Here is a 16755-nt window from a genome sequence, read left to right on the forward strand (position 1 = left end):
AACCTTGAAGGGGGTTTTGGCTTACATCAGAACGCCGGCACGACCGCGCCGTTGTACTTCTTCTCGATGAAGGCTTTGACTTCCGGGCTGGTCAGGGCCTTGGACAGTTTCTGCAGGGCGTCGCTGTCCTTGTTGTCCGGACGAGCCACCAGGAAGTTCACGTACGGTGACTTCGCGTCTTCGATGATCAGCGCGTCTTTCGCTGGGTTGAGGCCAGCTTCCAGCGCGTAGTTGGTGTTGATCAGGTCCAGGTCGACCTGATCCAGCACGCGTGGCAGCAGGGCCGATTCCAGCTCCTTGAATTTCAGGTGCTTGGGGTTGTCCTTGATGTCTTTTGGCGTAGCCAGCGCATTGCTCGGGTCTTTCAGGGTGATCACACCGGCTTTTTGCAGCAGCAACAGGGCGCGGCCACTGTTGGAGCCTTCGTTCGGAATGGCTACGGTGGCGCCGTCTTTGAGTTCAGAAATGTTCTTGATCTTCTTCGAGTAGCCGCCGAAGGGTTCAACGTGCACACCGACCACAGTCACCAGGTTGGTGCCCTTGCCCTTGTTGAAGTTTTCCAGGTACGGCAGGGTCTGGAAGTAGTTGGCGTCCAGACGCTTCTCGGCCACTTGCACGTTCGGTTGCACGTAGTCGGTGAAGACTTTGATTTCCAGATCCACGCCTTCTTTGGCCAGGGTCGGCTTGACCAGTTCGAGGATCTCGGCGTGCGGGATCGGCGTGGCGGCCACCACCAGTTTCTCGTTGGCCTGGGCGAAGCTTGCAGTCAGGGCAGCCGCCAGTGCGGTGAACAACAGAACCTTTTTCATGCAGTGTCCTTATCGAAATTCCGGGGCGTCTCTGACGACCGTTTTTATAGGGGGTGCCAGCGAAATGCTATCGCGGCATGGGGGTGACAATACCTAGATTTTTTATTCCCGAACAATATCTTTTCTTCACGTTGATATTCCATTTTCTTCAAGCAGGAATTTCCGCAACAGCGCCTGCTCGGTCGGGCTGGCACGCTGAAAAATCCGCTGTACCTGCTCCAGGGGTGAACCCGCCACCGGCAAATTCAAATGCTCGGGCAAAATCTCGTCGCCGCTGCTCACCAGCAATGCGAAGTGAATGACGTTTTCCAACTCGCGGGTATTACCCGGCCAGCTGTGCTGCTCCAGCACCTGCTGGGCGGTTTCGCTGATCAACGGCACCGGCAGGTCCAGGCGCTGGCTGTAGATGCCGAGGAAATATTCAGCCAAGGACAGGATGTCGCCCACACGCTCGCGCAACGCCGGCAATTCCAACTGGCCCTCGCTCAGGTAATGGAACAACCGCTCGTGAAACTTGCCCGCCGCCACCGCCTGGGCCAGGTCGATGCTGGTGGCCGCCACCAAACGTACATCCACCGGGCTGGGCTGATGGGCACCGACCCGGGTGACTTCATGATTTTCCAGCGCGGCAAGCAACTTGACCTGGATCGGCAACGGCAAGTCGCCAATCTCATCCAGGTATAGGGTGCCGCCATTGGCCGAACCAAACCACCCGGCGCGGCTGCTGGCTGCGCCGCTGTGGGCCCCGGCGGCATAGCCGAACAGTTCGGCATCGGCATACGTGGGGCTGATCGCGCCGCAATTGACCGAGACAAACAAACCGGTGCGGTCGCTGCCCCGGTGGATGTGCCGCGCCAGCAATTCCTTGCCGCTGCCGGTTTCGCCACGAATCAATACGGGCAAGGCACGGGGCGCAAGGTTTTCCAGGTCTTCACGCAGTTGACGGGAACGGGGGTCGACGAACACCAAGGCCTTGGCGCGAATGCTCAGCGGGCTTTTTTCGGCGTCGGGGAAGGTCAGCAAGGGCTGGCCGTAGGTTTCATGCAGACTCATGGCAGGCTCCCGCCCCAGATCCACTCAAGGGACGGGGCGTTGAAAGATGTTTTAGGCACTGCGCCGAGCGTGGTGCTCGAGGCGATTTTGCAGGCGATAGAGGTAGGCGAAGCCCTGCTCCCAGCGCTGGTGGCCGGATTTCACATTGATATGGCCGGCGCCTGCGAGGATGCCGGCTTCAGCGCCCCAGTTACGCGCCAGTTCCAGGGCCCGGGGGGCACTGACGGCGCTGTCGTTATCGGAACTGACCACCTGACTGGGAAACGGCAACAGGTCAGTGGGAATCGGCGCAAAGTTGCGCAGGGCGGGGGCACAGGCCGGGCGTTCGACATCGGCGGGCGCCACCAGCAAGGCACCGCGCACCTGACGCAGAAACTGCACCGGCGCGGTGGCGGCCCAGTGCGCCACCGTGATGCAACCCAGGCTATGGGCGATGAGAATCACAGGGGTGCTGTCGGCCGCGATGGCCTCGGCCAGCGCCGCAACCCAGTCTTCGCGACGGGGCGTCAGCCAATCGGCCTGCTCGACGCGGGCGCTGTTGGGCAGGCTGTTCTGCCAATGGCTTTGCCAATGATCTTCTGGCGATCCTTGCCAGCCCGGCACGATCAGATAACGAATCGACTTGCTGTGCATGGGTGTGCCCTCCTGCAGCGTTTAACGTTGCTGACCAGTATAGGGACGGGGTTTATATTCGTTAAGGAATAAGAAGCTATTTATTAATAACCAAAAACCCAATCTTCTTTACTCACTCCGCCACCCACTGGTGCAGCTTGCGCGAACCCGGCACCTGAGTGCTGGAGGCAAAAATCCCGAAGATGCACGCCGACTCAACGGGAATGGCGCATGGAATGCTCTGCTCCGATATCGACTCCAAATTTCCGATCCATGGGCAGGTAGTATTCCTGTGCTTGCTGCAGCTTTCGGATGTAGCCATCGGGCGCTATAAGCCGCCCACTCAGTACCTCAGACAAATCGTCGAGAACAGGGAGAAGCCCATATTTTTCTTGTTTGAGGACGTCATTGAACATGACAGGACCTGTCACCTCAAAAATTTTCTTCTCATATGCCTTGTACGCATCCAACTCGGCCTCAGTCGGATTTTCTCCGATGAAGGGCCGATTGGCATCCAACCAAATTTTATTGGCTTTAAAACGCCGATCGATTTCCTCGAGTATTTTGTCAAAGACAGAATTATTCGCGTGGCTCGCAAAGTTGCTGGTATTTAGCCCGGAAAAATCAGCCTGTGCGTAAGTAACAGGAGAACTTAACAAAACATCATTGGGTGTAGCTGAGAGAGCGATTTCACCTACGCCATGGGTGAGTGCATCGTCCGTATCCAAATAAATACCACCGTAGCGTTTTATCAATACCGCACGCATGACATCTGACGACGCGGCCAGATTCTGCCCTTGCCCTGATCGAAAATATTGATACAGCTCAGCATATTTCCCGGCGTTTAACTCACGAAAAACTTCATCGGCTTTCATGTCGTGCACTTCAAGACCACCCACCTTGTGATCGAGGGCGTCTTTCACCGCGGAAAAAACACTTTGATTATTGGCATCGACATGCACAATTGATTTGTAACCCGGACTTTTACGAGCGTTCTCCATTATATTTTTCACGAGGTGATCGGGCATTTCATTTCCGGCCCAAAAATAATGTATTACCTTGGGTATTTCCGTAGAGCTCGACGGCACTGACGGCAACACAGGCAACGTTACAACTTTTTTCTTAACCGACGGCAGCCTCTTCTCGGCATTGGCCAACATCTGCGCTTTTGTACCCGACGTCCATTCTCCCTTGACTTCTCGCCAATAAAAAATATCCGCCGCATTACCGTCTAAATCGACACCTCGCCATGCGCCGGCCTCCAAGTCATAAATCGCGGGTGCCAAGTACCCATTTACAGCCACCGAGTACGTTGCCAATGGTGAAACCATCACATCATCCATTGGTATATCAAAGCTTTTAAATAAAGCAGGTGCTTCAACAGGCCCCATCGGATAGCCAATCTGACCGTTGACACGTTGTGGCGCCCTGAGAAATGGCTGCGCCGTTTCATCGATGGGGATTGAATGGGCAACCGCCGTGCTTTCCGGTTTCAATGCCCTGGCAAGCGCGCCGCCTCCATGCGCCACCACTGGTGGTACCGCGTTCAATACGCCAAACACAATACGGTCGGCTCCCGTGGATTTACCCTTGGCTACATCGTCAATGCCAATAGTTGTTTCGGTGATACCCGCCCCCAGGTAGAACGCATCCATCGCCAGCGCAACCTCCGGCATGGCGAGCGCCAATGGCGTCATGAAAAGCGCCACTTTCGCGGCTTCCTCCAAGCCTTGGGTTATCTTCGCCTTTGTATAGTCGCTGTCACTCACAATCGCATTGTCTGCGTCCGAGAAAGACCGCGCCTTTTGCAGAGTCATCACCTCCTGAAACGGGTCGCCGCTCAACGGAGAAACGTTGATGTATTGTTCGGGCAACCAAGCATTGATCTTGGAAGGGCTGAACGCTTGCGCTTCCTGCGCCGTGGACCAGGCACCTAAGCCTTGCAAAGACTGATGCACGCCATCGGAAAAAGTCTTGTCTGCCTGGTCTTCAAGGGAGAAGTGCGTCATGAGCGCAACGCGCTTGTTCGGGTCGGCGGCTTGCTTGGCCAACCACACCCCCATTTGCTGAGGATTATCAAAACGGTGCAGGGGCGAAGAGTTGCCGGGCACATACAACAATGTCAGCTGTGTTTTCTTGTCCGTCACACACAGCAAATCTGTCGACTTCATACCGTTTACGCTGACAAGGCCGATATCCAGGTCCGGGTCCTGCAACGTGCGTTTCTCAAAGTCTTGAACACTCAGTTCAGTCCATGGCTTCTTGGCAAAGGGCCCTATTGCACGCTGGGCCAGTTCTACCGCCTCCGGCCCCAGGCTCCCCTCCAGACTCTGAAATTTGATGGCCTTGACGAAAGCCATCCGACTCAGGGTCGTATAGGCGTCGGATTGCTTCTCCCAAAAAGTGGTGAGCGCATTTTTGTATAGCTGGGGCCGGTCTGTATCCCATACCAGGGTTTTAAAGTCGGCGACAGGTATGTCGACACGCGTGGACTCGCTGTAGGGCTGAACCGCTGCAGATGCCGGGTCATGATAGATGCCTTGTTCGGCGCGCGCAGATTCAACCACCTCCTCCACTTTATTGTAAGCAAATATCAGGGGTGAAACGTATTGGCCAAACTTCTGAAGCCAGTTCTTATTATCTTCGACCGGAACCCCCTGGAGATTTTTCAACGCTGCCTGAGTCAACGTCACTTTTTCTACAACATTTTTCTCAGTACGCGCTGAATCCTCGAATGTCACCAGGTATGTTTTATCCGGATCAGTATTTAAACCCCAACGTTGATTTATTTTACTTGCCAGGATTTTTGAAACTTCGCTTTCTGGTGTTATTTGCCTGAAAGCATGCGACTTCAGATAAGACTCGATTTGGTCGTTTTTCCCCAACAGCGGTTGGTCGGGCACTGTCGAGAAGGATATCTGACCGGGCGCTTCAGAAGAGGGGATCGCATCTTCATGGCTGGGGGGATTGTTGGTTTTTTTGTCTTCAATGACGGGCTTGTTCAATATACTGACAAGATCAACGGGAAACCGAATGGCCATCTGATTTATCCTTCTATGAAATCACTATTTACTCCTCCGAAAAATAATAAAACCTCCGACAATTAGCACGCTCGGAAACACTAAAAAACAACAGTAAATTTTACAGACATCACAGTATCTACATACATCCATACATACATTTCGAGAATAAAAAAAGGCCGCACCCTGCCAAGGAGACGGCCAAAAAATTGTCGAGGCATTTGCAACTCAACGTGCGGTAATCACCGACAGCTTGGTAATGCCCGCGCGCTCGATAGACGCCATGGCTCGCGCCACTTCGCCGTAGTTCGCTCCATCGTCAGCCTGCAGTTGCACCCGCACATCGGGGTCCTTGGCCTTGGCCGCCTGCAGGTTGAATTCCAGCAGGTCCGGCTGGATTTCGTCCTTGTTGATAAACAGTTTGCCGGCGCCGTCGATGCTCACCACCAGCGGGTCTTTCTGCTCCACCGGGGCCACGGCCTGGGTCTTGGGCAGGTTGATCGGTATGGCGTTGGTCAGCAGCGGCGCGGTGACGATAAACACCACCAGCAGCACCAGCATCACGTCCACCAGGGGCGTCACGTTGATCTCGCTCAGCACCTCATCGCTGTCTTGCGTGGAGAAGGCCATCTCAGGACGCCTCCTTCACTTTTTGCGGGTTGCCGGCAGTTGCCTTGCTCAAGGTTGGGTGCAGCAGCACGCGGAACGAGTTTTTCTGCGCCAGGCTGTAGAAGTCGTGGGCGAAGTCATCCAGGTCGGCGGCGGTCAGCTTCAGGCGGCGCAGGAAGTAGTTGTAGACCAGCACCGCAGGCACGGCGACAGCGATGCCCACGCCAGTGGCAACCAATGCGGCACCAATCGGGCCGGCCACGGTTTCCAGGCTGGCGGAACCGGCGGCGCTGATCCCCTTCAGCGCTTCCATGATGCCCCACACGGTGCCGAACAGACCGATGAACGGCGAGGTGCTGCCGATACTGGCGACCACGGCCAGGCCGGTTTCCAAAGAGCGACGTTCACGCACGATCTGCTGGCGCAGGGCACGTTCGAGACGGTCCTGGTGATTGATGGCCTGGCTCAAATCCGCAGCATGTGGCGCTTCACCCACCTGGATCGCGGCGTATCCGGCCTGGGCCACGCGGGCCGCCGCACCGGGCTGGGTTTCGGCCAGCTCGGCGGCAGAGTCCAGGCTGGACGCCGCCCAGAACTGTTTATGGAACTTGCGATCCTGCGCCTTGAGGCGACCGAACTGCACGCCCTTGAGCAGGGCCAGGCCCCAGGTGGCGACCGAAAAAGCCACCAGCAGCCAGATCACCGCGCTTTCGATGGATTCAAGTGGAGATGCTAATGCCATGATGTTTTCCCTCTGTGCAGGTCGCGGCGTGTGCAACACACCGCAGCCGAATAGTTAGTGAATCTTGAAGTCGATCGGCACGCTGACCCAGCCGTCCTGGGCTACGTCGCCCTGCTTGGCCGGCACGAAACTCCAGCGCTTCACGGCGGCCAGTGCGGCGTCGTCGAGCTGTTGGCGACCACTGCTTTTCTGGATCTGGATCTCACCCGGCTTGCCGCTGGCCAACACATGCACCCTGAGCAACACCGTGCCTTCCCAACCCCGGCGCTGGGCCAGTGACGGGTATTCCGGCGCCGGGTTCTTCAGGTACGCGGCGTTGGCCGAAGCCGGTGTCACAGGGGCCGGCGACGGCGGTGCGGCCGGCGCAGGTGGAGCCGGTGGCGCTGGCGTCGGCGACGCAGGAGGCTGCTCGACCGGTTTCGGCGCGGGCTTGGGCTCAGGTTTCGGCACTGGCTTCGGCTTGGGTTTGGGAATCGGTTTGGGCGCAGGTTTGGCGGCCAATTCGTCCACCACCGGCGGCGGAGGCTCGATCACGGGCGGCGGCGGTGGTGGCGGTACCGGCGGTGGCGGCTCAACCACAGGCGGCGCCGGTTGGGAGAATTCGATGGTCATCGGCGGGATTTCCGGCGGCACCACGGGCAACACCGGGGTCGGCTTCTGGCTCACCCAATAGATCACCGCGCCGTGCAAGGCCAGCACCAGCAGCCCCAGCAGCAGCCCTTCGCGCCGGCTCGAAAAACGCTTGGGGGTTTTCTGCAAGCGCAACTGCCCCAACGGCGCGCGGTGCGGCCGGCCAAGGTCGACCAACTCACCACCCGGTGCCTGGCGCCACGGCGCCTCGTGTGCACTGGCGGCGGTCTGGACATTGCCCATTGATTCACTCCCTACGGTTTTGAAACAAAAAAACCGACAGGCCTGCGTGGGAGGCCGTCGAGGGCTGAATCATCGGGGCCAGACGCTTATCTCTTAAAGTAATCTTTAAAGTTATACATAGATTAAAAACGAATAAATGGTATATCCCGAAACACCAAAGCCACGTCCTCCGCGGCCTGGCGCGCAGGTGCTATTTTTCGATGCTTTTACGGCATAAAAAATATTCGGCAAAGGCATCGCTCAGGCCGGGCTGTTTGCGCACAAATCGAGCAATTGGCGTTGCAAGGTCTGTCCCGCCGGGCCCAGGCCACTGCGGGCATACAGGGCCAGTCGCACGCCCTGTACGGCGGGCAAACCGCTGTCTGGCCCCAGCACCACATGCCCCGCCTGCACGACCCTTTCGGGCAGCAGGCTGATGCCCAGCCCTGCGGCCACCGCCGAACACACGCTGGCCAGGCTGGCGCTGGAATAGCCGATACGCCACCGCCAGCCGCCCACTTCCAGGTGTTGCAGCATTTCGTTGCGGTACAGCCCCCCCACTGGAAACGCCACCAACGGCAACGGGTCGCGCCCCAGGGACGGCGTGCTGCGGCTATCGACCCAGCACAAGGGTTCCGGCCAGGACGCAAGGCAGTCATCGCTCTCCCCCATCTGCTTCACCAACAGCACATCGAATTCACCGCCACGGTACTGGCGCTGCAGTTCCGGCCCCAAGCCACTGGTGACCTCCAGGCGCACCCGGGGATGCGCGACCACAAACGCCGACAGCAACGGCATCAGGCGTTCGGCCGCGAAGTCCTCCGGTACTCCCAGGCGCAACACGCCGTCGCTCTGCTGATTGATCAACACGTCGGCGGCCTCTTCATGCAGCGCCAGGATGCGTCGCGCGTAAGCCAGCAAGCGTTCCCCTTCGGCGGTGGCGACCACCCGGCGCTGGTCGCGGTCGAGCAGTTGGCACGCCACGGCGTCCTCCAGACGGCGGATCTGCTGGCTGACGGTGGACTGGGTCAAATGCAGGCGCTCGGCGGCGCGGGTGAAATTGCCGCAGTCCACAACGGCGACAAAGCTGCGCAGCAACACGGGATCGAACATGGGTATCACCATTCCATTTGCCACTGATTGGCATGGTTATATTTAATTTCAGAATACCTTCAGGGCTACCCATACTGCACCTTTGATCCTGCCCGGGAGGCTTCCATGACCGACGATCTCCAGCACTTGCAACGCGCTGTCGCCTTGGCCCACGCCAACGTCGCCGACGGCGGCCGACCGTTTGGCGCGGTACTCACACATAACGGCAACGTGCTGGTGGAAGCCGTGAATGAAATCCACCTGACCCAGGACCCCACCGCCCACGCCGAGCTGTTGGCGATCCGCGCCGCCAGCCGGCAACTCGGCACACGTCTGGAAGGCTGTGTGATCTACGCCAGCGGTCAACCCTGCCCGATGTGCCTGAGCGCCCTGTACCTGTGCGGCGTGGAGCGGGTGGTGTTTGCGGCCAGCAACGCCATGGCCGAGCCGTTCGGCTTGTCGACGGCGGCAATTGGGCAACAGGTCGGCTTGCCGCTGGAGGAGCAACGCCTGCCGATCCGGCACCTGCCAGACCCGGCCATGACCACCCTCTACCATCAGTGGAAAACCCTGCATGCCCCTCACTAAATCCTTCGCCGGCTGGGGACTGCTGGTGGTGCTGGGGCTGAATCTGCGGCCGATTCTCAGCTCCATCAGCCCGCTGCTGGGCGAGATCCGCCTGGCCACCGGCTTGAGTTTCCAGAGCAGCGCCCTGCTCACCAGCCTGCCCGTGGTGTGCATGGGGCTGGTGGCCCTGGTCGGTGTGCGCGTGGAAGCCCGATTGGGCGAGCGGCGCGGTATCGCCCTGGGCTTGATGATGATTCTGCTGGCGTGCCTGGCGCGCTGGCTGATGGGCCAGGGCTCGGCGCTGCTGGTCACGGCCCTGCTGGGGGGCGCCGGGGTGGCGCTGATCCAGGCGTTGGTGCCGGCGATGATCAAGCGCGAGTTTCATCACCGCGTGCCGGTGGCGATGGGCGTGTACTCGGCGTCGCTGATGGCCGGCGGCGGGCTGGCCGCCTTGCTCAGCCCGGTGGTGGCCACGCACTTCCAGCAGTGGCAGGCGGGGCTCGGGATCTGGCTGTTGCCGGCGCTGGCCGCATTGCTGCTCTGGGCGTTCGTGCCGCTGGGTGCGCCCAGAAGCGCCTCTGTGATGCCTGCCTTCAAGGGCTTGCGCAACCGCCGCGCATGGCTGCTGGCGCTGTATTTCGGCCTGGTGAATTGCGGCTACATGAGCATGGTGGCGTGGCTGCCCGCGTACTACCAGCAACTGGGCTGGGGCGTGTTGCCGAGCGGTTCGCTGCTGGCGTTCATGACCATCTTCCAGGTGATCGCGGCGTTGCTGATGCCGGTGCTGGCCCAGCGCGGCGTCGACCGTCGCCCCTTGCTCGGCATCAGCCTGCTGGCGCAGACCGTGGGTTACCTCGGCTTGCTGATGGCCCCCCAACAGCTCCCCCACCTGTGGGTTGCGTTGATCGGCTTCGGCCTGGGCGCGTGTTTCGCCCTGAGCCTGCTGTTGACCCTCGACCACCATCGCGACCCGCGCCAAGCCGGGCAACTGGCGGCGTTCGTGCAGGGCGTGGGCTTTTTGATCAATGCGGTTTCGCCGTGGATGACCGGCTGGTTGCGTGAGCTGACCGGCAGCTTTGTCAGCGCCTGGGCGGTGTTGACGGTGACCGTGGTGGCCATGCTGCTGGTGACGCGGGTTTTCAGCCCGGCCACCTACCGCACGGTGCCTGCTCTATAGATATGCATTTAAGGTCTAGATAAAACAAACAAGCTTCATTGACGGAATAAGCAAGCCCCTTAAAATCCCGGTTTCCCTCTTGGACGCCGGGCGCCCCATGGATCTCCGTCAGCTGCGTTATTTCATTGCGCTCAACGAGCACCGCAGTTTTGTGCGCGCCGCCGACGCCATGGGCATCACGCAGCCGGCATTCAGCCGCAGTATCCAGGGCCTGGAACAGGAATTCGGCTGCGTACTGGTGGACCGCGCCCACAAGGACCTGCGGCCCACCCCCGAAGGCCAGGTGGTGCTGCAACATGCCTTGAGCCTGGTCCAGGGCGCCGCGCTGCTGAGCCATGAGGTCACGCGCATGACCAAGCTCGACGCCGGCGAAGTGCGTCTGGGCAGCGACGCCGTGGCGGCCGTCAACCTGGTGCCCCAGGCGATGGCGCGGTTCGTCACCACCTATCCCAAAGTGCGCACCGCGTTGCAGGTGGATAACTGGGAAAAACTCGGGCGCAGCCTGAGCCGCGAAGAGATCGAATTCTTTATCGCTGACGTGCGCCACTTCGAGGCCGATCCCAACTTCCAGATCCAGGCCCTGACGCCCCGGCGCAGCGTATTTTTCTGCCGGGTCGGGCACCCGCTGCTGGCCAAGGACAGCCTGTCCACCAACGACCTGTTCGGCTTCCCGCTGGCCACGCCGCTGATTGCACCGGGCATTCGCAAACTGCTCGCCAACCTCAGCGGGCGTATCGATTTTGCGCCTGCCATCGAGCTTGAGCAGTTTTCGACGCTGGCCACCATCGTGCGCCAGTCCGACGCCATTGGCCTGGGCGCCGAAGAAGCCTTTGTCGATGAGCTGGCCAGCGGTGCGCTGAAGGTGCTGCACTGGCGCAACGTGCCCCACAGCCTGGACAGCCTGAACAACCGCTGCGGGATCATCAGCCGGACGGGGTTTCGGCTGTCACCTGCGGCGAAGGCGATGATCGAGACACTGTTGGCGGTGGAAAACCAGGCCGATTGGCATTGGAAGGGAATGACGCCGGAGCAGTCCAGCGACGGGCTGCGCTAGAGTCTGTATGAGTCGGGCCCCTTCAGGTGTGCGCCGCCCCACGCAACCGTTGCAGATCCAGCACTTCAATCTCACCGTAGCCCAGACGCACGATGCCCTGGGCCTGCAAATCCTTGAGCAAGGCGTTGGTGGTCTGGCGCGACAGGCTCAACATCGCCGCCAGGTCTTCCTGGGGCAGTTGCAGTACCTTGCGTGAGTGCTCCATGTCGCCATAGCCCTCACTGATCATCAACAGGCGATGGGCCAGGCGGACGGAAGCGGGCATCAGGCTGAGCTGTTCAAGGCCGATGAAACTCAGGCGCAGTTTCTGGCTCATCAACAGCGCCAGGTCACGCCAGTACCGGGGCGTTTCATCCAGCAGCTTGAGCATCGCCTGTTGCGGCACCTGCAACAGCGTGCACGGCCCGACCGCGCAGGCGTCGTGAGTGCGGGGCAGACCGTCGAACAGGCAGATTTCGCCAAACCAGTACGGCAACTCCACCAGGCTCAACACCGCTTCTTTGCCCTGCTCATTCACCGCGCTGATGCGCAGCGTGCCTTCCAGCACCGCATACAGCCCGCAGGGCGGGTCGCCGCGCTTGAACAGGTATTGCCCCGCCGTCAGCTGCCGCAACCGGGCGCTGGCCAGCAAACTATGCTGAAACGGAACAGGCAAGTGGCTGAACCAGTAACCGGTGGCCAGCCGGGGCAGCCATTTCTCTGTGTCCATGAGAACTCCGAAGATTGTCGCCCAGCTGACAGTTGCTCAAAGGCTGACAGGGCATGATCAAACATCCTACAGGAGGAACAACAATGAAAAGCCTCGTCGACCACCTCAGTCAATACGCCGCCTACCACCGCGACCCGCGCAATATCGCCAGCCACTTTATCGGCATTCCGCTGATTGTCGTCGCGGTGGCCGTGCTGTTGTCACGTCCCGAATGGGTGGTGGGCGGCCTGTGGATTTCACCAGCGGTGATTGTCGCGCTGATGGCGGCGTGGTTTTACCTGCGCCTGGAACTGGCGCTGGGCGTGCTGATGAGCGCGCTGATGGCTCTGTCGGTGTGGGCCGGACACGCGCTGGCGGCGCAAAGCACGATGGTGTGGCTTGGCAGCGGCATCGGGATGTTTGTGGTGGGCTGGGTGATTCAGTTTGTCGGGCACTATTACGAAGGCAGGAAGCCGGCGTTCGTGGATGACGTCTCGGGACTGATCGTCGGGCCGTTGTTTGTAGTGGCGGAACTGGCGTTTCTGGTGGGGTTGCGCCATGACCTGAAGCAGCAGATCGAGGAGCGCTCGGGGCCTGTGACCCGCCGTGATCTGAAGCCGAGCAAGATCTGAATGTGGGAGCTGGCTTGCCAGCTCCCACACAAGCCCAGCTCCCTCAGGGTGTATGGGCTGGGCTTAGGCTTTCTGCCAGACCTTGGGTTTGAAGAACAACGTTTCGCCACGCGCCAGACCGGTGAGGCTGTCGTGGTCTTTCACCACTTCGGCTTCGATCAGCTCGCTCTGGCCTTCCACTTTCAACGTCACGCGGGTGGTCGCGCCCAATGGGCGGATGTCGCGTACTTCGGCGGCGTGATGGTCTTCCAGTTCATGGCGCGACAGCGACACTTCGTGGGGGCGGAACAGCACGTGGTTGTCTTCGCCCAGGTGCAGGCGGTTGGAGTCACCGAGGAAGTGGTAAACGAAATCGCTGGCCGGGTTTTCATAGACTTCGCCCGGTGAGCCGATCTGCTCGATCACACCCTTGTTCATCACCACGATGCGGTCGGCGACTTCCATGGCTTCTTCCTGGTCGTGGGTCACGAACACCGAGGTCAGGTTGATGTCTTCGTGCAGGCGCGCCAGCCAGCGGCGCAGCTCTTTACGCACCTTGGCGTCGAGGGCGCCGAAAGGCTCATCCAGCAGCAGCACTTTCGGTTCCACCGCCAGGGCACGGGCCAGAGCGATACGCTGGCGCTGGCCACCGGAGAGTTGTTCCGGGTAGCGGTCCGACAGCCAATCCAATTGCACCATGTTCAGCAGCTCATGCACCTTGCTGGCGATCTGGCTTTCGCTCGGGCGCTGGTTCTTTGGCTTCATGCGCAGGCCGAACGCGACGTTATCGAACACGGTCATGTGGCGGAACAACGCATAGTGCTGGAACACGAACCCGACGTTGCGATCACGCACGTCGTGACCGGACACGTCTTCACCGTGGAACACGATGTTGCCGTCATCCGGGGTTTCGAGACCGGCGATGATGCGCAACAAGGTGGTCTTGCCGCAGCCGGACGGGCCAAGCAACGCCACCAGCTCGCCACTCTGGATGTCCAGATTGATGCTGTTCAGGGCCTTGAAGGCGTTGAAGTTCTTGCTGACATTACGGACTTCGATCGACATGACTTATTCCTCACCGGCACTTTTGCGCAGGCGGTTGATACGGTTCTCGCTCCACTGCTTGAGCAGCAGGATGAAGAGCGCCAGGATCAGCAGCAGGCTGGCCACCGCAAACGCGGCGACATGGTTGTATTCGTTATAGAGAATCTCGACGTGCAGCGGCAGGGTATTGGTTACGCCACGGATGTGGCCGGACACCACCGACACCGCACCGAACTCACCCATGGCCCGCGCGGTACACAGCACCACGCCGTAGATCAGGCCCCATTTGATGTTCGGTACGGTCACGTGCCAGAACATCTGCCAGCCGTTGGCCCCCAGCAGGCGCGCGGCTTCTTCTTCCTGGGTGCCCTGCTCCTGCATCAGCGGGATCAGCTCACGGGCCACGAACGGCACGGTGACGAAGATGGTCGCCAGCACGATGCCCGGCAGGGCGAACACGATCTGGATGTCATGGTCGGCAAGCCAGGGCCCGAAAAAGCCCTGGGCACCGAACATCAACACGTAGACCAGGCCCGCGATCACCGGCGACACCGAGAACGGCAGGTCGATCAGCGTCACCAGGATGCTCTTGCCACGGAACGAGTATTTGCTCACGCACCAGGCGGCGCTGACGCCGAACACCACGTTGAGCGGCACCGAAATCACCACGGCGATCACCGTGAGTTTCAGCGCCGACAGCGCGTCCGGCTCAAGGATCGCGGTGAAGAACGCGCCGAGGCCGTTCTTCAAGCCCTGGGTCACCACGATCAACAGCGGCAACAGCAGGAACAGTGCGAACACCAGCCAGCCAAGGCCGATCAGGATACGTCGCGATGCGGCGCTGCCACGGCGGGCAGCATTGGCCGAAGACGCGGCGGAAATAGACGATTGGGACATGTTCCGCGCCTCCTTATGGACGTTCGATGCGCCGCTGCAACAAGTTGATCAGCAGCAGCAGGACAAAGGAAACCACCAGCATCAGCACACCGATGGAGGTGGCACCGCGGTAGTCGTATTGATCGAGCTTGACCATGATCAGCAACGGCAGGATCTCGGTCTTCATCGGCATGTTGCCGGCGATGAAGATCACCGAACCGTACTCACCCACGCCACGGGCGAACGCCAACGCGAAACCGGTCAACCAGGCAGGCAGCAACGCCGGCACGAGGATATGACGGAACACTTGCAGCGGCTTGGCGCCCAGGCAGGCGGCGGCTTCTTCGACTTCCCGCGGAATGTCGGCCAGCACCGGCTGCACGGTACGCACCACGAACGGCAGCGTGACGAAGGTCAGCGCCAGCGTAATGCCCAGCGGTGTGTAGGCGATCTTGAAGCCCAGGTCAGCCGCGAACTGGCCGACGAAACCGTTGGGTGTGTACAGCGCAGTCAGCGCGATACCGGCCACGGCCGTGGGCAGCGCGAACGGCAGGTCGATCATCGCGTCGATGACCTTGCGCCCGGGGAAGGTGTAGCGCACCAGCACCCAGGCGAGCAGCGTGCCGATCACGCCATTGATCAACGCGGCATACAGCGCGGTGCTGAAGCTCAGTTGCAACGCCGCCAGCACGCGCGGTGCGGAGATGATGTTCCAGAACTGATCCCAGGTGAGTTGAGCGGCATGTACGAACATCGCCGCAAGGGGGATGAGTACGATCAGGCTGAGGTACACCACGGTGTAGCCCAGCGTCAGCCCGAAGCCGGGTATGACGGGGGAGATACGACGCGACATAAGAGTCCTTGGTCAAGGGAACTGACACACAAAACCCGCAGGTGAATGCGGGCTCTGTGGGCGGGTTGTTGCTCGGCTTACTGCGCGGTGTAAATCTGGTCGAACACGCCGCCGTCGTTAAAGAATTTCGGTTGGGCAGTTTTCCAGCCGCCGAAGTCTTTGTCGATAGTCACCAGGTCCAGTTTCGGGAACTGCTGGGCGTATTTGGCGGCCACTTTTTCATCACGCGGGCGGTAGAAGTTCTTCGCCGCAATTTCCTGGCCAGCCGGGCTGTACAGGTGCTTCAGGTATTCGGTGGCGATTTCGGTGTTGCCCTTTTTCTCGGCGTTCTTGTCGACCACGGCCACCGGCGGTTCGGCGAGGATCGACAGCGAAGGCACGACGATATCGAACTTGTCGGCACCGCCGTCTTCTTTCAGCGCCAGGAAGGCTTCGTTTTCCCACGCCAGCAACACGTCGCCCTGACCGTTGTTGACGAAGGTGATGGTCGAACCGCGAGCGCCGGTGTCCAGCACAGGCACGTGCTTGAACAACTCTTTCACGTACTCCTGGGCCTTGGCTTCGCTACCGCCGGATTTGAGGCCGTAGGCCCATGCGGCGAGGAAGTTCCAGCGGGCACCGCCGGAGGTTTTCGGGTTGGGCGTGATCACGGACACGTCTTTCTTGATCAGGTCGCCCCAATCCTTGATGCCTTTAGGGTTGCCCTTGCGCACCAGGAACACGATGGTCGAGGTGTACGGGGTGCTGGCTTCCGGCAGGCGGGTTTGCCAGTTTTCCGGCAGGGTCTTGCCCAATTTGGCGATTTCGTCGATGTCACCGGCCAGGGCCAGGGTGACCACGTCGGCGCGCAAGCCGTCGATCACGGCGCGGCCTTGCTTGCCCGAGCCACCGTGGGATTGCTGGATCTTGACGTTGTCGCCCGGGTGGGACTGTTTCCAGAACGTGGTGAACTCAGCGTTGTAGTCCTGGTACAGCTCACGCGTAGGGTCGTACGAGACGTTGAGCAACTCGTAGTCCTTGGCCACGGCAGAACCTGCAAACACGGCGCTGGCCAGGGCGGCCAGGGCGTAACGGCGAATCGACGACATAGAAGCTC

At 60.2% G+C, this 16755-nt stretch carries 17 protein-coding genes; 4 read left to right on the forward strand and 13 right to left on the reverse strand.

Going from position 1 to position 16755, the window contains the following annotated elements; translation table 11 throughout:
• Positions 1 to 26: 26 nt before the first annotated feature.
• The 8 genes from ACW9IN_RS14445 to ACW9IN_RS14480 all read right to left on the reverse strand — a co-directional run bounded on the left by ACW9IN_RS14445 (position 27) and on the right by ACW9IN_RS14480 (position 8810).
• Complete coding sequence (locus tag ACW9IN_RS14445) at positions 27 to 809, reverse strand: MetQ/NlpA family ABC transporter substrate-binding protein (RefSeq protein WP_457366519.1); 783 nt, start codon at positions 807 to 809, stop codon at positions 27 to 29.
• Positions 810 to 935: 126 nt separating this feature from the next.
• Positions 936 to 1862, reverse strand: a complete 927-nt coding sequence (locus ACW9IN_RS14450; RefSeq protein WP_457366520.1) for a sigma 54-interacting transcriptional regulator — start codon at positions 1860 to 1862, stop codon at positions 936 to 938.
• A 51-nt stretch (positions 1863 to 1913) separates the two neighbouring features.
• Entirely contained in the window at positions 1914 to 2495 is a 582-nt protein-coding gene (locus tag ACW9IN_RS14455; protein WP_457366521.1) for an alpha/beta hydrolase, read from the reverse strand.
• Between the two features lie 194 nt (positions 2496 to 2689).
• Positions 2690 to 5515 (reverse strand): glycosyltransferase family 32 protein, encoded by a 2826-nt coding sequence (locus ACW9IN_RS14460; RefSeq protein ID WP_457366522.1) that lies wholly within the window; start codon positions 5513 to 5515, stop codon positions 2690 to 2692.
• A gap of 207 nt (positions 5516 to 5722) precedes the next feature.
• Positions 5723 to 6124: an ExbD/TolR family protein gene (locus ACW9IN_RS14465; RefSeq protein ID WP_457366523.1), complete on the reverse strand. Its 402-nt coding sequence runs from the start codon at positions 6122 to 6124 to the stop codon at positions 5723 to 5725.
• 1 nt (position 6125) lies between these two features.
• Positions 6126 to 6845 (reverse strand): MotA/TolQ/ExbB proton channel family protein, encoded by a 720-nt coding sequence (locus ACW9IN_RS14470; RefSeq protein WP_457366524.1) that lies wholly within the window; start codon positions 6843 to 6845, stop codon positions 6126 to 6128.
• A 54-nt stretch (positions 6846 to 6899) separates the two neighbouring features.
• Positions 6900 to 7718: an energy transducer TonB gene (locus tag ACW9IN_RS14475; RefSeq protein WP_457366525.1), complete on the reverse strand. Its 819-nt coding sequence runs from the start codon at positions 7716 to 7718 to the stop codon at positions 6900 to 6902.
• Positions 7719 to 7958: 240 nt separating this feature from the next.
• Positions 7959 to 8810 (reverse strand): LysR family transcriptional regulator, encoded by an 852-nt coding sequence (locus tag ACW9IN_RS14480; RefSeq protein WP_457366526.1) that lies wholly within the window; start codon positions 8808 to 8810, stop codon positions 7959 to 7961.
• A gap of 105 nt (positions 8811 to 8915) precedes the next feature.
• Between ACW9IN_RS14480 and ACW9IN_RS14485 the strand changes: the two genes are divergently transcribed.
• From ACW9IN_RS14485 to ACW9IN_RS14495, 3 genes are all read left to right on the forward strand, one after another.
• On the forward strand, positions 8916 to 9377 hold the full coding sequence (locus tag ACW9IN_RS14485) for a nucleoside deaminase (protein ID WP_457366527.1): 462 nt from the start codon (positions 8916 to 8918) through the stop codon (positions 9375 to 9377).
• Positions 9364 to 10533, forward strand: a complete 1170-nt coding sequence (locus ACW9IN_RS14490; RefSeq protein ID WP_457366528.1) for a CynX/NimT family MFS transporter — start codon at positions 9364 to 9366, stop codon at positions 10531 to 10533. Before ACW9IN_RS14485 ends, ACW9IN_RS14490 begins: the two co-directional genes overlap by 14 nt.
• Positions 10534 to 10630: 97 nt before the next feature.
• The gene (locus tag ACW9IN_RS14495) at positions 10631 to 11587 is read left to right on the forward strand and encodes a LysR family transcriptional regulator (RefSeq protein ID WP_457366529.1); all 957 of its coding nucleotides are present in this window, start codon (positions 10631 to 10633) and stop codon (positions 11585 to 11587) included.
• 22 nt (positions 11588 to 11609) lie between these two features.
• Here ACW9IN_RS14495 and ACW9IN_RS14500 read toward each other — a convergent pair whose 3' ends face one another.
• Complete coding sequence (locus ACW9IN_RS14500) at positions 11610 to 12296, reverse strand: Crp/Fnr family transcriptional regulator (protein ID WP_457366530.1); 687 nt, start codon at positions 12294 to 12296, stop codon at positions 11610 to 11612.
• An 83-nt stretch (positions 12297 to 12379) separates the two neighbouring features.
• On the opposite strand from ACW9IN_RS14500, the gene ACW9IN_RS14505 reads away from it, so the two are divergent.
• Positions 12380 to 12907 carry an Mpo1 family 2-hydroxy fatty acid dioxygenase gene (locus tag ACW9IN_RS14505; protein ID WP_457366531.1) on the forward strand — a complete coding sequence of 176 codons (528 nt, stop codon included), beginning with the start codon at positions 12380 to 12382 and terminating at the stop codon, positions 12905 to 12907.
• A gap of 63 nt (positions 12908 to 12970) precedes the next feature.
• On the opposite strand, the gene ACW9IN_RS14510 is transcribed toward ACW9IN_RS14505, so the two are convergent.
• The 4 genes from ACW9IN_RS14510 to ACW9IN_RS14525 form a co-directional block, all read right to left on the reverse strand.
• The gene (locus tag ACW9IN_RS14510; RefSeq protein WP_457366532.1) at positions 12971 to 13951 is read right to left on the reverse strand and encodes a sulfate/molybdate ABC transporter ATP-binding protein; all 981 of its coding nucleotides are present in this window, start codon (positions 13949 to 13951) and stop codon (positions 12971 to 12973) included.
• Positions 13952 to 13954: 3 nt separating this feature from the next.
• Positions 13955 to 14827: a sulfate ABC transporter permease subunit CysW gene (cysW, locus tag ACW9IN_RS14515; protein WP_457366533.1), complete on the reverse strand. Its 873-nt coding sequence runs from the start codon at positions 14825 to 14827 to the stop codon at positions 13955 to 13957.
• A gap of 13 nt (positions 14828 to 14840) precedes the next feature.
• Positions 14841 to 15659, reverse strand: a complete 819-nt coding sequence (cysT, locus tag ACW9IN_RS14520) for a sulfate ABC transporter permease subunit CysT (RefSeq protein ID WP_457366534.1) — start codon at positions 15657 to 15659, stop codon at positions 14841 to 14843.
• A 77-nt stretch (positions 15660 to 15736) separates the two neighbouring features.
• Positions 15737 to 16747: a sulfate ABC transporter substrate-binding protein gene (locus ACW9IN_RS14525; RefSeq protein ID WP_457366535.1), complete on the reverse strand. Its 1011-nt coding sequence runs from the start codon at positions 16745 to 16747 to the stop codon at positions 15737 to 15739.
• Positions 16748 to 16755 lie beyond the last annotated feature (8 nt).

Source organism: Pseudomonas sp. SDO5271_S396 (assembly GCF_054071795.1).